The sequence below is a fragment of the Gabonibacter massiliensis genome (assembly GCA_001487125.1).
Taxonomy (GTDB): Bacteria; Bacteroidota; Bacteroidia; order Bacteroidales; family Marinifilaceae; genus Gabonibacter; species Gabonibacter massiliensis.
In genome coordinates this window covers 559,267-575,038 of the sequence record LN913013.1, presented here as the reverse complement: position 1 = coordinate 575,038, position 15,772 = coordinate 559,267, and the positions used below count along the sequence as shown (strand labels likewise).

Genomic DNA, 15,772 nt, shown 5'->3' with positions numbered 1-15,772 from the left:
AACATTCTGACCTGCCTTTCCTTTACTGCAATAAAAAAAGGATGAACTTGGAGTTCATCCTTTTCCTTATAACTTATTCCATTTATTTGGTCAACGGAGCCATTGCCTCTTTCACGGCCTTCATTGCCTCTTTTACTTCCGGATTTTCCGGTGAGAGACTGGATGCCTGCACCAAATAATCCTGAGCTTTCTTAAAGCTGTTCAAAGCCTTTGTTTTTTCGGCATTGTATCGGTCTACTTCCGTTGTCGCATACTCGTGTGCTTTCTGAAGAATGGTCGCCCCGTTATTGAAATAAAGAGTTCCCAAACTTAAATAACCGTTGGTTTTCATTCCCTTATTGGCCATTTGGGTAATCTTCGCGTAACACTCGGCAGCTTGTTCCACTTTATTTTCTTTCTGGAATTTCTGCCCCTCTTTCAAATAATGAACGGCATACATTTTTTCCAATTTGGCACCTGCCTGACCGGGATTGGCTTTCATTCCCTCTTCCAGAGTTTTCAACATTTCCGGAATCTTTTTCTGATCTTGCAAAGCGTTGGCTTTTCCAAGATAGGCAGAAGCCAACTTATACTTATTTTGAATAGACATCGTAAAATATTTATCCGCTGCCGCATAGTCTTTAATTTTATCCGCACAGAAAGCCGTATTGAACACGATAGCGGGATCCTTGTATTCGACAGCCTTAAGGTATTGTTCGTACTTCGCAAACGCTTCCTTGTAATTTTTCGCTCTCAGGGCTGCATTCCCTTCGTTTTTCAATTTACCATTTTCATCTTGTGCAGAAACGGTTCCCATAAACAGACCGCATAAAACAAATAAAAGTAATTTTTTCATACCTATGGTTTTAGTATTAACATGAATATTCTTTAGTTATTGAGACTAAGATAGCATACTCTTAAGAAAAATCAAAAATAACTTAACTTATTTTTTATATAAATGAGATCATTTTACTTTATCTTACTGAAAAAGAAGAGAAAGAATTTTTTTCAATCCGACCTCGTCCTCCCGGTCAAAGGCATCATACCGATCACTATCCACATCCAAACAAGCGAAAATCTTTCCCTCCCGATCCCGTATAGGAATGACGATCTCACTCTTAGAAGCGGCATTGCACGCGATATGTCCCGGAAATTGGTTAACATCACCCACGATAACCGTCTCCCCGGAACGGATGGCACTCCAGCAAACTCCACCCTCTTTTAACTTTTGACAAGCGACAGGTCCTTGGTAAGAACGCACGATCAGCTCCCCGTCTACCAAGGCGTAAACACCCGTCCAGAAAAACGGTTGCATTTTATGATGTAGTACGGCTTCCATGGTTGCCAAACGGGCCCAAATATCCTCCGTCGAACGGACGTAGGTTTTGATTTGCTCGTAAAGCCTGTCGTATTTAGCCAATTTCTTAGAAGTTTCCAATGCTTTATAAATTTAGTATACGAACTCATTTTATAAAACTCAGATTTGCGGCTGAAGAGTAGGAAGCATCCGATCTAACCTCAATCGTAAATCTGAGAATAAACGGTCATCGGATTACTTGACAGACTGTAAAATATCCACCAAATGAGACCACCACATTTCCACAGTCTTTATATTGATCTTCTCGTCGGGAGAGTGTACACCCCTTAATGTCGGTCCGAACGAAACCATATCCATTCGCGGGTATTTTTCCAGGAATAAGCCGCATTCCAAACCGGCATGGATAGAACGTACGACAGGTTCTTTCCCGAATAATTTCTTATAAGAATTTACCGCCACCTTCAGAATAGGAGAATCCGGATTGGGGGTCCATCCCGGATAACCCTCCCCGTGTTCCACCTTAGCTCCGGCCATCTTAAACACAGCCTCTACCATATTCGCGATGTTGTATTTCTCCGAATTCAAATCACTTCTCTGTGAAGTCGTGATAAGAATCGTATTATTTTCAATGAACCGAACGGCTGCCAAATTGGTTGAAGTTTCCACCAATCCTGGCATACGATAACTCATGGAAAAGACTCCGTGAGGACAAGCATAGAGGGCGTTCAACAGATCGGCGTTACTCTTCGCGCTTAAAACGCACTCCGGAAGTTCCGTAGATTCCATCGTCAACTGTAATCCCGGCTCGGTAATATGCCATACATTTTCCATTTCAGCCGCATAAACATTAAAATCGGCCCTTATCTGTTCTTTTTGGTTTCCGTCAAAGGTAATCACGGCTGTCGCCTCACGGGCGATCGCATTCCGAAGATTTCCCCCTTCCAAAGATGCGACCCTCACTCCGTATTTGGCATTTAAATCCCAAACGAAACGATTCAATATCTTAATGGCATTTCCCCTGCCCTTATTGATATCGTCTCCGGAATGACCGCCTTGCAATCCTTTTACCCGTATGTTAACGGCGAAAGCGTTTGAGGGAAGTTTTTCCGTTTCATATCCCAAATGAATAACGGTATCGATACCACCCGCACAACCGATAAATAACTCACCTTCATCCTCCGAATCCAGATTCAACAATATATTTCCGCTGATGAATCCCGGTTTTAAGGCGAAAGCTCCTGTCAATCCGGTCTCTTCATCCACCGTAAACAAACATTCGATCGGACCGTGCTGGATATCTTTGGAGGTTAAAATTGCCATACAGGCAGCCACTCCGATTCCATCATCCGCTCCTAAAGTAGTTCCCTTTGCTTTTACCCATTCTCCATCTATATAGGTGATAATCGGATCTTTATCGAAATCGTGTACCGTATCTGAATTTTTCTCGCAAACCATATCCATATGAGCTTGCAAAACGACGGTCGGTACATTCTCTTTTCCCATGGTTGCCGGCTTACGGATCAACACGTTGCCGGCTTCGTCACGAAAAGTTTCCAAACCGTTCTTTTGTCCGAATTCCAACAAAAAAGCTATAATTTTTCCTTCCTTTTTAGAAGGTCTGGGGACTTGACATATTTCCTCGAAATAATTCCAAACCGCTTCCGGTTTTAATCCTTTAAAAATACCCATACTTATTTTTTTATGATTTATGATTTATAAATAGATTTAACGATTCTGTAATTCCGCAATTTAATGATTTAGTGATTGGGGAATTAAAATATAATCACAGAATCACCTAATCTTATAATCACTCAATCCTTTTTATCTAAACCAGCCTATCGGTTATCTTTTTTAATACCCAGATCCCCGATTTAATCTCCTGAGGAGAGATCGTAAATGCAATATCCGTATGTAACTGCTCTTCGATCGCACGTAAAGATTTTTCAGCCGCAATACCTTTATCCGTCAACACGACGAAGTTATTCCGTCTGTCCTCCTTTCCCATCTTCCTCTGTACGTAACCTCTTTTTTGAAGTGTATTCAACAATTTCGTCACGTTGTACTTATCCTTATGAAGTTTTTTAGAGATGGTTTGCTGATTCACGTTATCTCCTTCCCACAACACCTGTAAAAGTTCATATTGTTCCCGGCTGAGATCAAAACCGGCATTCAGAAAACTCCGGTTTAAAATTTTCGTGTAACCTCTTTCCGATTCACTCAAAAGTGTTACTAATTCTTTCAGGTCAGTCATTGTCGTTGCATTTTATACTATGCACAAACTTAATTATTTTAATTGTAAATTGCAGTTTTTAATTAAGAAAATTATCGACAATTTGTTGCTATAACCTCACTCCGTTCTCGTAATAGTTACATTTTTGCAAACAGGAGAAGTACACGTCCGAATCCGCATACCCCGCTTCCCTCAGACAATCATATAGGATTTGGGCTATTTTATCCTGTTGTTCCGGTGGACGTTCAAAATAGAGGACCTCTACGAACGCGTAAGGCTGAATCTTATCCGCTCCAGAGACAAAAGAGGAATTCATCACTTCCAGTACGACCGTTTCTCTTGGACATCCTAACGTCTTGACGATCTCCGAGACCAACTGCTCTCCTACCCGCTCCAATCTCTTTTGCTCTACGGCGTGAAATCTTAAAAAAGGCATGGCATTAAATTTTATCGCTGATTTGTTTAAAAAACCATTCGGCTGTATCCCTGAGTTTTTTTGTTACCTCTTCCAAAGGCAATGGCATTTGGCCTCCGGCCGCATTCTGGTGTCCTCCCCCGTTAAAATACTCTTTTGCCCAAAGATTCACGGGTATATCTCCTTTCGACCTGAAAGAGAGTTTCACCTTCTCTTTCCTCTCCGTGATTTGTACGGATACCCGTATATGTTCTATGGAAAGGGGTACGTTTACCAAACCTTCCAGATCCCCGTCCTTATAGTCGTAAAGTTCCAATTCCTGTAAAGTGATCGGGATAACGGCCAAAGGATACTTTTCGTCTATCGTCAGCTTGTTTAATAGACAATTTCCGGTCAAACGCAATCGGGATAACGTATTCCGTTGGTATAGCTGCTCGTGGACATACCCCTTGTCCAATCCAAGTTCCAATAAGTCCGCTATAACCCGGTAAGTCTGCGGACAGGAAGAGTTATGACTTAATCCTCCGGTATCTGTCGAAATCCCGCTGTAAATGGCATTGGCCATATCCCGGTCCACCATCTCCCTTCCCCAAATCTTCAGGATAACCTGATACAATAATTCGCAAGTAGACGAAACGCTAATATCCGAAATACGGTAATCCACATCATCGGGTTCCGGATGGTGGTCTATCATTACCTTGTCCCCCCTGAATTCTCTCACCAAAGGTTCCAGATCCCCCTCCCGCTTTATCGTATTGTGATCCATCATAAAGATCAGATCGGCCTGACGAATCAAACGTCTGCACTCTTGTGGACGATTTTGAAATGAAATAGCATCCGGTATTCTCTTCAACCATTTCAGATAATCCGGTATGTAATCACAAGTAATCAGATGACAATGCATACTTAACCGATCAAAAACCTGCCATAGAGCCGAACAGGAACCGACGGCATCTCCGTCCGGAGAAATATGCGGGATAATCACTATTTTCAATCTCTTGTCGCTTAAACGCTCCTTTAATCTCTCTATTATGATGCTATTTGACTTCATATTTTTGTAACCTCCCGTTTTTAGAAGTTACAAAGATAAAAAATTTACCCTTTTACCGTTTCCGGAGACTGATTATTCTCCGTTTTAGCACCGATTTTCTTTCGTCTCTCTTTACGAAAAAACAAAGCTTCTTTTTAAAAGGATCCGAATTGTACAAAAGAAAAACCAGTCACTTGATATTAAATGACTGGTTCCTATCCGATCAAGCATTTTTCCGGATGAAGAGCATTTTACTCCCATTCGATGGTGGCTGGCGGTTTTGAACTGATATCATAGACAACCCGGTTGATTCCCCGTACGTTGTTTATGATTTTATTGGAAACCTTGGCTAAAAACTCATAGGGAAGATGACACCAGTCGGCTGTCATACCGTCGGTGGACTCAACCGCCCGTAAAGCCACTACGTTCTCGTAAGTACGTTCGTCTCCCATGACTCCCACGCTCTTGATAGGTAAAAGGATGGTTCCGGCTTGCCATACCTGATGATACAATCCCTCTTCCTGAAGCATGGTAATATAGATATGATCCGCCTCTTGCAAGAGACGTACTTTTTCTTTCGTGATCTCTCCGAGTATACGAATTGCCAAACCGGGACCGGGGAAAGGATGACGCTGCAGAAACTTATCGGCCAATCCGAGACTCTTACCTACTCTCCGTACTTCATCTTTAAAAAGTAACCGCAAAGGCTCTACGACCTTTAATTTCATATATTCGGGAAGTCCTCCCACGTTATGATGAGATTTGATCGTCTGCGAAGGACCGTTTACCGATAAAGATTCGATCACATCGGGATAAATAGTTCCCTGCCCCAACCATTTTGCATCCTCCACTTTCCGGGACTCGGCATCAAATACATCTACAAAAGTACTTCCTATGATTTTGCGCTTTTTCTCCGGTTCTTCCACTCCCGCCAGTCTGGAAAGAAAAAGATCCCCCGCATCCACTCCAATGACGTTTAATCCCAATTCTTTATAATTTTCCAACACGGAAGAGAATTCATTCTTTCGCAATAAACCGTTATCCACAAAAATGCAAGTGAGATTTTTTCCGATCGCCCGGTGCAGCAGCATGGCCGCAACAGTAGAGTCAACACCTCCGGATAAGCCCAGGATCACCCGGTCATTCCCGATTTTAGTCTTCAAATCGGCTACCGTTGTCTCGATAAAGGAATCCGGCGTCCAATCTTGTTTACATCCGCATATACCGACGACAAAATTCTTTAGTAACTCTTTTCCCTCGGTACTATGATACACTTCAGGGTGAAATTGTATGCCGTAAGTTGTCTCCCCCTCGACACGATAGGCAGCATGAGTCACATCATGCGTGCTTGCCACTACTTTATAATGGGCCGGTAAAAATTCGATGGTATCCCCGTGAGACATCCATACCTGAGAATGGTCGCTTATACCCGTAAACAAAGGACAAGTTTTATCCACGAAAGACAAATTCGCCCTCCCGTACTCTCTTTTGTTAGAAGCCTTTACCTCCCCACCGAAATAGTGAGCCAAATATTGAGCCCCGTAACATACGCCGAGCAAGGGTAATTTACCCTTAATAGCGGACAAATCGGGTTTAGGAGCCTTCTCGTCCCTTACCGAGAAGGGACTGCCTGATAAAATAACACCTTTCACAGAAGCATCCGGAACCGGATAATGATTATAAGGATAAATCTCACAATAGACATTCAACTCTCTTACTCTTCTGGCAATCAATTGAGTATATTGAGAACCGAAATCCAGTATTAAAATTTTTTCTTGCATTTGAACAGCTTATTGATTTGCGCACAAAGATAACTTTTTCCGTTGAAAGTTAAAAATGAAAATCCTACTGTGTTTACAAATCTTTCCGCCTCTTTTCATTTAAAAAAAGTATCTTACGTCCATAAAGCAACCCCGACACCTTTGCATCGGGTATCGAATCCCTGCCCATGCAGGATAGTACGCACTCGTTTTTTTTACCAAACTCCGAACGTTTCTCCATAAAATTCGTAAATTCGTAGCAAAACCTTTAAAATCTTAATAATGCATACGAATACGAGAGACGGTTTCGGTTCCAAATTCGGAGCTATCGCCGCGTTAGCGGGTTCAGCCGTGGGATTGGGAAACATCTGGAAATTCCCTTACGAAGCAGGTAATAACGGAGGAGGAGCCTTCCTGCTGGTATATGTATTTTTTACCGTTGCCATCGGATTGCCGGTTATGCTCTCGGAATTCGCCATAGGTCGGCATTCCGGACGAAACGCCTTCGGAACCTTCATGACTTTAGGCGGCAAAACCCACTGGCGACATTTCGGTATCCTCGTTTTGTTAGCAGCCTGTATGATTCTCTCTTTTTACGGTACGGTCGCAGGTTGGACACTGGAATACGTGGTCAAATCCTTCACCCATTCGTTAAACGGATTATCCGGCACGGAACTGAACACCCTCTTCTCCGATTTTATCAGCAATCCCTATAAGCCGGTTATCTGGCAAATCATCTTTATGATATTAACGGGCTTTATCGTGTTAGCCGGTATAAAAAAAGGCATCGAACGATACACGAAAATGATGATGCCGTTACTCTTTGTCATCATTGTTATTCTTTGTATCCGGGCATGTACTTTGGACGGAGCCTCCGAAGGCCTGAAGTTTTTATTTCTTCCTAAATTTTCGGAATTATCCGCCCAAGGAGTTCTTTCGGCTTTGGGGCAGGCATTCTTTTCTCTCTCCATCGGCATGGGTGTATTACTCACCTATGCTTCCTATATCCCCAAATCGGAAAATCTGACTTCAATCTCCATTCAGGTAATTTGTGCAGATACAGCCATTGCCCTTTTGGCCGGAATCGCCATATTTCCTGCCGTATTCGCCTTCAATATAAGTCCCGATTCCGGACCGGGGTTGGTATTTTTAACCTTGCCCCAAGTATTTCAAAGTATGGCCTTCGGGCAATTTTGGGCTATTCTCTTCTTCCTGCTTCTGACGATGGCCGCCCTGACCTCTTCCATCTCTTTACTGGAGGTAATCGTCGCTTTTTTCGTGGAAGAAAGGAAAATGACAAGACGAAAAGCCACTATGCTCTCCACTTTTATCGTGACCTTTTTCGGAGCAATCTGTACGCTCTCGTTCGGCCCTTTAGGTAAATTGCATATCGCGGGTCTGACCCTATTCGAAATATTCGATTTCGTGAGTTCCAATATACTTCTCCCGTTAGGCGGAATCTTGCTATCTGTTTATGCAGGTTGGAAATTCGACCGCCATCTGCTGGAAGCAGAGCTGACGAATAACGGGAAATTAAGATTACGTCTTTTTAAACCGTTGGTGTTTATTCTAAAATACATCGCACCGCTCTTTATCTCGATTATTCTTTTACATGCCCTCCATCTCTTTTAAGGGAATAAAAAAACAAGACGCCGCTTTTTCCGGATCAAAAGAGGTAACGACCCAAAACGATCGCCGCCGGCTTAACGAAGGAGGATATATTCCCGAACTATATCCTACCTGTTATTATTCCTCTTCTTCCAAGTAAATAGTATAACGATTCCAAAAATCGGGATCTGTTTTCATATCCTCGTAATACGTACGCCCTTCGATCGCCTCCACATTACTTATACCGACGCGGGTCGTCTGGTATTGTAATTCTCCTTTTACTACATCCTTGCCTTCATTATAGGAATACACCATACTGACACCGCTAAGGAAGTAATAGGAACTGATTTTCTTATAATTCGTGGTGATAGTCGTTACCACATCGGATTTCGAGTCTCCTTCGATCGGCAATAAATTGCGTCCCATCCTATTGAATCCGGAAGAACGAATGTGCATCACATTCTTGAGGACGGCGGCATTTTTCATATGGATATAGATCTCCCCGCTGTATTGCGTTACAGAAGCATCTCCGGCATTCGATAGAGTAGGTTTTTTACATTCGTACCCGATCACCTGAACCGAATCTCCGTCATATAAAATAATGCCTTTGTTTTTTAACGTATAATCACGCAAATTCTCAATATCCAATATGTTCCGGGTATTACGAACGATATCGGCAGAGATGATATCATCAAAATAGATCATTCCGTCAGCCACGGATACGGCTTCCTCACTCCGGCGAACCTGAGTAAATTTATAGTTCAACGCGAGAAAATTCTCTTCGACATTACTCCGCTCGTATCCATTCTTATCGTATATTTTTACTATTGCCTCTTTTGATTTTCGCTCCCCGTCGTTTACCCGGATTCCGTACTCGAAATATCCTTCGTAATTATAGGCCCGCGGAATATAATTCAATCCGATATTGGCGACAGCCCTCTCTAATAATTTTTTAAACACCAAGGATTCTGCTGTCACATCAACTGTTTTAATACCGTAAGTCGTAGGTTGCAAAAGGATTTCAACCTTTCCTTTATCCTTTACATCATATACTTTACACTCTTTACTTCCGTATCCGATGGCCGAAACCTTCAGTACGTGCGAAATACATCTCTCCGGAATTATCAATTCAAATTGTCCGTCTATATCGGAGGCGACCCCCAACACCGTTCCCAATACCCCCAAGTTGGCAAAAGCGATCGGTTCCCGTGTTTTCTCATCCAAAACGACTCCTTTTATTCTGATTTTTCCATCATCATCTTGCGCCTGAACGAAAGAAAACACACCGAAAAATAACACCAGCAACAAGAATATCCTTTTATTCATACCTAATAATCTACATGTTCAACAATAAATCATCCTTGCAAATATACATGATATAAATCTTATTTCAGACATATCAACAAATAAAAATAGCTTTTATCCCCGAAAATGACGGAAACAATCTTCACCAGAAAAAGATTATTTTCAACCGAATGAACATCTGCCGCTTTTTTTGTTATACACAAATATTTTCGTTACTTTTGTCTCCATGATGAAAATCGGAGCGAAAGATTCACCAACGGCTAATTCGGTTTAGCCTAATGGTTAACCATCAGGAATCAATCGTTCAAAATACAGAAATTATAATTTGTAACCCTTAAACATTTCGATATGAGAAGAGCGTTATTTTACATTTCAGGCATTTTAATGATAACCGTGTCTCTTTCTTCCTGCGTCTCGAAAAAGAAATTCGAAGAGTTGGCAAGAGCTAAAAGAAGTAGCGATCGAGAGGTCGTAAATCTGCAAAACGATAAAAAGAGAATGGAAGCCGAAATAGTGAAAATGAAAAATGATTTCAATGCCATCCGATATCAGTTAACGGCCAATATCGCTGCAAAAGATAAACAGATTGACGCCTTATATGCTAAACTTCGCGTATTGGAAACGAAAGAGTCGGCATTGAAATCAGAACTAAAAGACGTTTCGGATCAAGTAAAATACAAAGAACAAAACAGCAATGTTCAACTGGAAACCTTGGAAAACCAAATAAAAACGGTAAAGAGCGAACGGGATCAATTAAAAAAAGAGTTAGCCGATCTAAAAACAAATTCGGAGTGGGATAACCGAAAATTAAAAAGTGAGATCGAAACGATTAAATCCAACATTCAATTTAAAGATAGCGAAATAACCCGGTTGGAAAAGGAAGTAAAAAGTATAAAAAATCAATTGGCTGCAAACAAAAAACTTTTATCCCAAAAAAACCAAGAGGTAGAGAAACTGAGCAATCAGGTTAAGTTGTTGAAAAAAGAATTGGGGAAATAAAAAAATGATCTATATAATTCTGAGTGTAATAGGGCTGCTAATCATAGTTGCCCTATTTACATTCTTCCAAAAAACAAAAAACGAGGTCCGGGAAAAAGAACCGATCACTCCTCCGGTAGAATGCTGCGGAGCGCATGCTATATGTGAGAAAGGACTAAAAAAAATAACCGAAAAAATCGATTATTTTGACGATGAAGAGTTGGACCGATTCCGAGGTATCCCGTCTGATACTTATAAAGACGAAGAGATCGACCTCTTTCGGGAAGTTTTATACACCTTACGTCCTGAAGAGATAAACGATTGGCTGATCAGTTTGGAAAAAAGAGAGATCGAGATCCCGGATGTTTTAAAACAGGAATTAAACTGATTCCGTCTCTTTTAATCCCCTGAACACTTCGCGGGCTATTTTGCATTGAAGACAACGATGTTTTTCGCAATACTCCCTCCTAATTTGTAAAAGAGCTTGACTTTGCAAGGCCGTTTGAATCGTCAGACCGTATCGTTGCCATTGACGGGTTATACGATTCTTTTCCGCCTTCAGTCCATCCAACCACCTCAACGCTTTTTCGCAATAATGCTCTTCTCCCCTTTCCTTACCGTACACGAACAGTAAAGGAATAACCGCATTAATTAGAATAACGTCTTTCATGGCCTCTCCTATCTTTTTCACCCTGTAAGGAGAAACAACGTTGAAACGATAATGCGTATTCCAATAAACAGAAGTCTTCGCGTCAAATAGTTCTTTGGCTTTCGGAAGCGAGTGAATTTCCAAAAAAGCGGAAAACAAAGACTGAAAACGATACATCATTCCGGCAAGCAAAGCCAAACGAACCGACGGAAAATTGATAGGACGAACACGCATAAACCTCCATTGAAAAATCTCCATCCGTGCCAATTCAAACTTCGCCGACTGATACTCGTATTCCCGTTGTAAGGAACTCCTGTATTCGTCCGATTCGAACTCCTTCTCCAGAAAACCGGAAGATCCGAACAATAGAGCTTCAATCTTGAACAGCGACTCTCCGCAACGCAAAATTTTCTTGTAAGGAAGATATTCGGCCAACAAAGAAAAAGCATCGGCATTCACGTTTCCTGACCAATATTTCAACAACAGACGATAAAAACACTCTTCCCAATCGTTCCGATTCCGGGTCAACATCTCTTTTATCTCATGACACTTCCTTTCCAAACGCTCCACGGCGTATCCAGAAAGAATAATCTCTTTCCCGTATCTACCTACGTGCTTTAAATGCCGGTGACAGCGAGGTATTACCGGTATGCCCCGCATATAAACATATTCATCCCATAACCCTTTATCAAATCCTAAAACAACGGATTCTATTTTAATTCCTTTACTGCTATATATGTCTTTATCGGCAACCTCTACGATAGAAAGGATCACATTGTCATAAGCCGGATCTTCATGATGACGGTGATGATACCAATCGCTTCCTCTTTGATGTATCTCCACGTTTCCCACCAAAACAATACCGTCGACTTCAATTCTGGCACAAAAAAAATCAGGTCCCGAATCGAGATTCTGTGTTCCGACGTGCAGAATGCGAATCTGTTTTTTCCCGGTAGAAAAACAGACGGATTCCCGAAAAAGAGAATTTGCCCATACGTATTGTAAGAATTCCTCATTCATATTCTAACATTGAGATGGTTTCTACGAAATTACAATTTTCTTTACAAAAAATCAACTGCTAAATTTTTAAAAAAAGCTCAACCATTACCAAGGTTTGGTTTATTATCTTTATCTTTGCTTGCAGAATAAAAAAAACAGAAAACGGAGGAAACCAAACGTAAAAAAACTATGGAAGAGAAGAAATTAATCAAGGATAAGAAAGACAAAACCTTATTGGTTATCATTGGAGCTTTATCCCTTGTACTTATTGTACTTTTTATATTTTTTTTGATAGAAAGAAGTGAAAATAAAGCGAATATGCTTGCAATCACGTCGGAGAAAGAAGCGTTGGAACAAGAATTGACGGATTTAAGTCATAATTACGATAATTTAAAAACGGATAACGATACATTAAACGCCAAACTGACCCATGAACAGGAAAAGATCACCCATCTACTGGAAAGGATGAAGGAGTTTAAGAATAATTCATACGCTGAAATCAATCGGTACAAACGGGAAATAAACACGTTGAAGGGTGTCCTCAGAAGTTACGTGGTTCAAATTGACTCCTTAAATCAATTGAACAAGAAATTACTGGCAGAAAATACGGAGGTAAAAAAACAGATGAACTGGGTAAGGGAGAAGAGCCAGAAATTAGAGAAAAAAACAGAATTAATGGCCGAAACTCTGGAGAAAGCAAGTACCCTCTCCGCAGAAAATATAAACATTTATCCCATTAACAAGAGAGGCAAAGAGACATCGGTAAAGAAATGCTCTCAATTGAAGACCGATTTTGTCATCGCGAAAAACATCACGGCTAAAAGAGGACCGAGACTTATCTATTTGCGACTGACGCGTCCTGACGGAAAAGTAATCGCGGCCTCAGAAAAGTCATTCTTCAAGTATCAGAATACAAGCCTCACCTACTCGGCCAAACGGGAAATAGAATACGAGGGCGAACGTTTGGAAATTTCCATCTACTGGCCGAACGACGGAAGTTTGGTAAAAGGAAAATACATTGCAGATCTTTTTAGTGATAATCAACAGATCGGATCTACTGAATTCATACTGAAATAGGAATATTAAATTATATAACACATGAAAACAGATATCGAAATTGCTAATTCGGTAGCTCTAAAACCTATTTACGAAATTGCAGATAAATTAGGTATCGAAAGAGATTTACTCGAACCGTACGGCAAATACAAGGCGAAATTACCGTTAAGTCTTATAGACTTTGATAAAATAAAGGATAAGAAATTAGTTTTGGTATCGGCAATTTCCCCTACCCCGGCGGGAGAAGGAAAGACGACCATATCCATCGGGCTAACCGAAGGATTGAACCGCATCGGTAAAAAAACGACCGTCGTTTTACGCGAACCCTCTTTGGGACCGGTATTCGGTATCAAAGGCGGTGCCACGGGAGGAGGGTACTCGCAAGTAGTACCGATGGAAGATATCAATCTGCATTTCACAGGTGATTTTGCTGCCATCGAGAAAGCGCACAACCTATTGGCAGCATTGATTGACAACAACATACAGAGTAAGACACACTCCTTAAACATCGATCCGCGAACGGTTACTTGGAAAAGAGTGATGGACATGAACGATCGTTCCCTGCGTCACATCATCGTGGGGTTAGGCGGAACGACTGCCGGTATTCCGCGGGAGACCGGTTTCGACATCACGGCCGCATCCGAGGTAATGGCTATACTATGCCTCTCGGATGACTTTGAAGATTTGAAGAATCGGTTAGGTAATATATTCATCGGATATACGTTTGACAAAAAGCCCATATACGCCCGCGATCTTCAGGCTAACGGAGCAATGGCAGCCTTATTGAAAGACGCGATAAAACCCAACCTCGTCCAAACGATGGAAGGCAATCCCGCCATTATTCACGGAGGACCTTTTGCCAACATAGCGCAGGGTACCAACTCGATCATCGCAACACGCATGGGACTGACACTTTCCGATTTCGTGGTAACGGAAGCCGGATTCGGGTTTGATTTAGGTGCGGAAAAATTCTTTGACATCAAATGCGTTAAAGCCGGTCTGGAACCGAGCGCCGTGGTCTTGGTCGCTACCGTAAGAGCATTGAAGTACCACGGAGGCGTTAAAATAGACCAGTTGAAAGAACCTAACGTGGAAGCATTGAAGAAAGGGATAGGTAATCTCGAGAAACAGGTTGAAAACATGAAAAAGTTCAACATTTGTCCGGTCGTGGCAATCAATAAATTCGAATCCGATACGGAGGAAGAGATCGCTTATTTGGCCCAGAAATGTAATGAACTGGAAGTTCCCATGGAGGTGGCGGAAGTTTGGGCAAAAGGAGGAGCAGGAGCTGAAAACCTGGCTAAACTTGTTGCTAAAGTGGCCGAACAATGCAGCTGTACCTTAAAACCCCTTTACGAATGGGAATGGAGCGTCGAAAAGAAAATCGAAACGGTAGCGAAAGAACTTTACGGGGCTGCTGCTATCGATTACACGAGCGAGGCTAAAAACGACTTGAAAAAGGTAATGGATTTGGGATTAGACAAACTGCCGGTTTGTATCGCGAAAACTCAAAAATCATTATCCGATAATCCGAAATTATTAGGTCGTCCGAAAGATTTCGTGGTCACCGTGCGACAAATCGAAATCGCCTCCGGAGCCGGATTTATCATTCCGATTACAGGAAGTATCATGAGAATGCCCGGTCTGCCCGATATCCCTGCTGCTGAAAAAATCGATATCGACAACAACGGGAAGATTACCGGTCTGTTCTAATAAAATAATAAAACGAAAGTGGGAGAACCAAATCCTCTCCCACTATATTTTACGACACTACCAAAGGCGATGGATCCGATACACCTCGAAAAAATTCCACACCTGTCTGAAACTACTTATTCGCTTGATCGAATAGGTAGTTTAATGGATGAAAAATGTATTTTTCTTCCTGTCGATCAGGTAAACTGGAAAAATTCATGCCAGAGTATTCCTCGCGTACGATGCAAAATAGCTTACAACGAACAAGCTCTATTCCTGAAATTTCAGGTGGAGGAAACCGCCTTCAGAGCCCAAGAAGTAAGCGATAACGGAAACATTTGGGAAGACTCTTGCGTCGAATTTTTCTTACAGCCCCTACCCTTCTCGCCTTTTTATTACAATTTCGAGTTCAATGCCATAGGTGCATTGTTAATAGGCTGCGGCACGGGACGGAACGACCGGATTCTGGCGGATTCCGTCATTACAAATTCAGTTCGTAGGGAGATACAACTATCCGTTTCCCGCGGAGGAGGTAAAAAAGACTCTTTTTGTTGGGAACTGACGGCCGAAATCCCTTTTACCGCTTTATTCAAGACGAATTTCACACCGCAAGAAGGTACGATCGTAAAAGCCAATATCTACAAATGCGGCAATAAATTGCCTTTCCCCCATTTTTTATCCTGGCGACCTATTCATACCGAACAACCTGATTTTCACCGATCGGAATTTTTTGGTTCATTGATTTTTTAATTG

General features: G+C 41.7%; 15 protein-coding genes. 6 read left to right on the top strand and 9 right to left on the bottom strand.

Features of this window, described 5'->3' with window-relative positions:
• Nucleotides 1-82: 82 nt before the first annotated feature.
• The 7 genes from BN3283_RS06720 to guaA all read right to left on the bottom strand — a co-directional run bounded on the left by BN3283_RS06720 (nucleotide 83) and on the right by guaA (nucleotide 6,753).
• Nucleotides 83-835, bottom strand: a complete 753-nt coding sequence (locus BN3283_RS06720) for a tetratricopeptide repeat protein (RefSeq protein WP_041503666.1) — start codon at nucleotides 833-835, stop codon at nucleotides 83-85.
• 123 nt (nucleotides 836-958) lie between these two features.
• Nucleotides 959-1,417 (bottom strand): GAF domain-containing protein, encoded by a 459-nt coding sequence (locus BN3283_RS06715; RefSeq protein WP_041503667.1) that lies wholly within the window; start codon nucleotides 1,415-1,417, stop codon nucleotides 959-961.
• Nucleotides 1,418-1,531: 114 nt separating this feature from the next.
• Entirely contained in the window at nucleotides 1,532-2,986 is a 1,455-nt protein-coding gene (locus tag BN3283_RS06710; RefSeq protein ID WP_059026150.1) for an aminoacyl-histidine dipeptidase, read from the bottom strand.
• A 136-nt stretch (nucleotides 2,987-3,122) separates the two neighbouring features.
• Nucleotides 3,123-3,548, bottom strand: a complete 426-nt coding sequence (locus BN3283_RS06705) for a MarR family winged helix-turn-helix transcriptional regulator (protein ID WP_041503669.1) — start codon at nucleotides 3,546-3,548, stop codon at nucleotides 3,123-3,125.
• An 88-nt stretch (nucleotides 3,549-3,636) separates the two neighbouring features.
• Complete coding sequence (locus BN3283_RS06700; protein WP_041503670.1) at nucleotides 3,637-3,963, bottom strand: DUF1904 family protein; 327 nt, start codon at nucleotides 3,961-3,963, stop codon at nucleotides 3,637-3,639.
• Nucleotides 3,964-3,967: 4 nt separating this feature from the next.
• Nucleotides 3,968-4,993, bottom strand: a complete 1,026-nt coding sequence (locus tag BN3283_RS06695; protein WP_041504909.1) for a DHH family phosphoesterase — start codon at nucleotides 4,991-4,993, stop codon at nucleotides 3,968-3,970.
• A 230-nt stretch (nucleotides 4,994-5,223) separates the two neighbouring features.
• Nucleotides 5,224-6,753, bottom strand: coding sequence for a glutamine-hydrolyzing GMP synthase (gene guaA / locus BN3283_RS06690; RefSeq protein WP_059026149.1), 1,530 nt, complete (start codon nucleotides 6,751-6,753; stop codon nucleotides 5,224-5,226).
• A gap of 261 nt (nucleotides 6,754-7,014) precedes the next feature.
• Here guaA and BN3283_RS06685 point away from each other — a divergent pair, with 261 nt between their 5' ends.
• On the top strand, nucleotides 7,015-8,364 hold the full coding sequence (locus BN3283_RS06685) for a sodium-dependent transporter (protein WP_041503674.1): 1,350 nt from the start codon (nucleotides 7,015-7,017) through the stop codon (nucleotides 8,362-8,364).
• A gap of 114 nt (nucleotides 8,365-8,478) precedes the next feature.
• On the opposite strand, the gene BN3283_RS06680 is transcribed toward BN3283_RS06685, so the two are convergent.
• Nucleotides 8,479-9,666, bottom strand: a complete 1,188-nt coding sequence (locus BN3283_RS06680) for a carboxypeptidase-like regulatory domain-containing protein (RefSeq protein ID WP_059026148.1) — start codon at nucleotides 9,664-9,666, stop codon at nucleotides 8,479-8,481.
• Nucleotides 9,667-9,993: 327 nt separating this feature from the next.
• Here BN3283_RS06680 and BN3283_RS06675 point away from each other — a divergent pair, with 327 nt between their 5' ends.
• Both BN3283_RS06675 and BN3283_RS06670 read left to right on the top strand, forming a co-directional pair.
• Complete coding sequence (locus BN3283_RS06675; RefSeq protein ID WP_041503676.1) at nucleotides 9,994-10,644, top strand: hypothetical protein; 651 nt, start codon at nucleotides 9,994-9,996, stop codon at nucleotides 10,642-10,644.
• A gap of 4 nt (nucleotides 10,645-10,648) precedes the next feature.
• Nucleotides 10,649-11,011, top strand: coding sequence for a hypothetical protein (locus BN3283_RS06670; protein WP_059026147.1), 363 nt, complete (start codon nucleotides 10,649-10,651; stop codon nucleotides 11,009-11,011).
• Here BN3283_RS06670 and BN3283_RS06665 read toward each other — a convergent pair.
• On the bottom strand, nucleotides 11,003-12,292 hold the full coding sequence (locus tag BN3283_RS06665; protein ID WP_059026146.1) for a DUF2851 family protein: 1,290 nt from the start codon (nucleotides 12,290-12,292) through the stop codon (nucleotides 11,003-11,005). The two genes, BN3283_RS06670 and BN3283_RS06665, sit on opposite strands and share 9 nt — an antisense overlap.
• Nucleotides 12,293-12,460: 168 nt before the next feature.
• Here BN3283_RS06665 and BN3283_RS06660 point away from each other — a divergent pair, with 168 nt between their 5' ends.
• The 3 genes from BN3283_RS06660 to BN3283_RS06650 all read left to right on the top strand — a co-directional run bounded on the left by BN3283_RS06660 (nucleotide 12,461) and on the right by BN3283_RS06650 (nucleotide 15,769).
• Nucleotides 12,461-13,348, top strand: a complete 888-nt coding sequence (locus tag BN3283_RS06660) for a DUF8429 coiled-coil domain-containing protein (protein WP_041503679.1) — start codon at nucleotides 12,461-12,463, stop codon at nucleotides 13,346-13,348.
• Nucleotides 13,349-13,369: 21 nt separating this feature from the next.
• Complete coding sequence (locus BN3283_RS06655) at nucleotides 13,370-15,040, top strand: formate--tetrahydrofolate ligase (RefSeq protein WP_059026145.1); 1,671 nt, start codon at nucleotides 13,370-13,372, stop codon at nucleotides 15,038-15,040.
• 69 nt (nucleotides 15,041-15,109) lie between these two features.
• Complete coding sequence (locus BN3283_RS06650) at nucleotides 15,110-15,769, top strand: carbohydrate-binding family 9-like protein (RefSeq protein ID WP_082667077.1); 660 nt, start codon at nucleotides 15,110-15,112, stop codon at nucleotides 15,767-15,769.
• Nucleotides 15,770-15,772 lie beyond the last annotated feature (3 nt).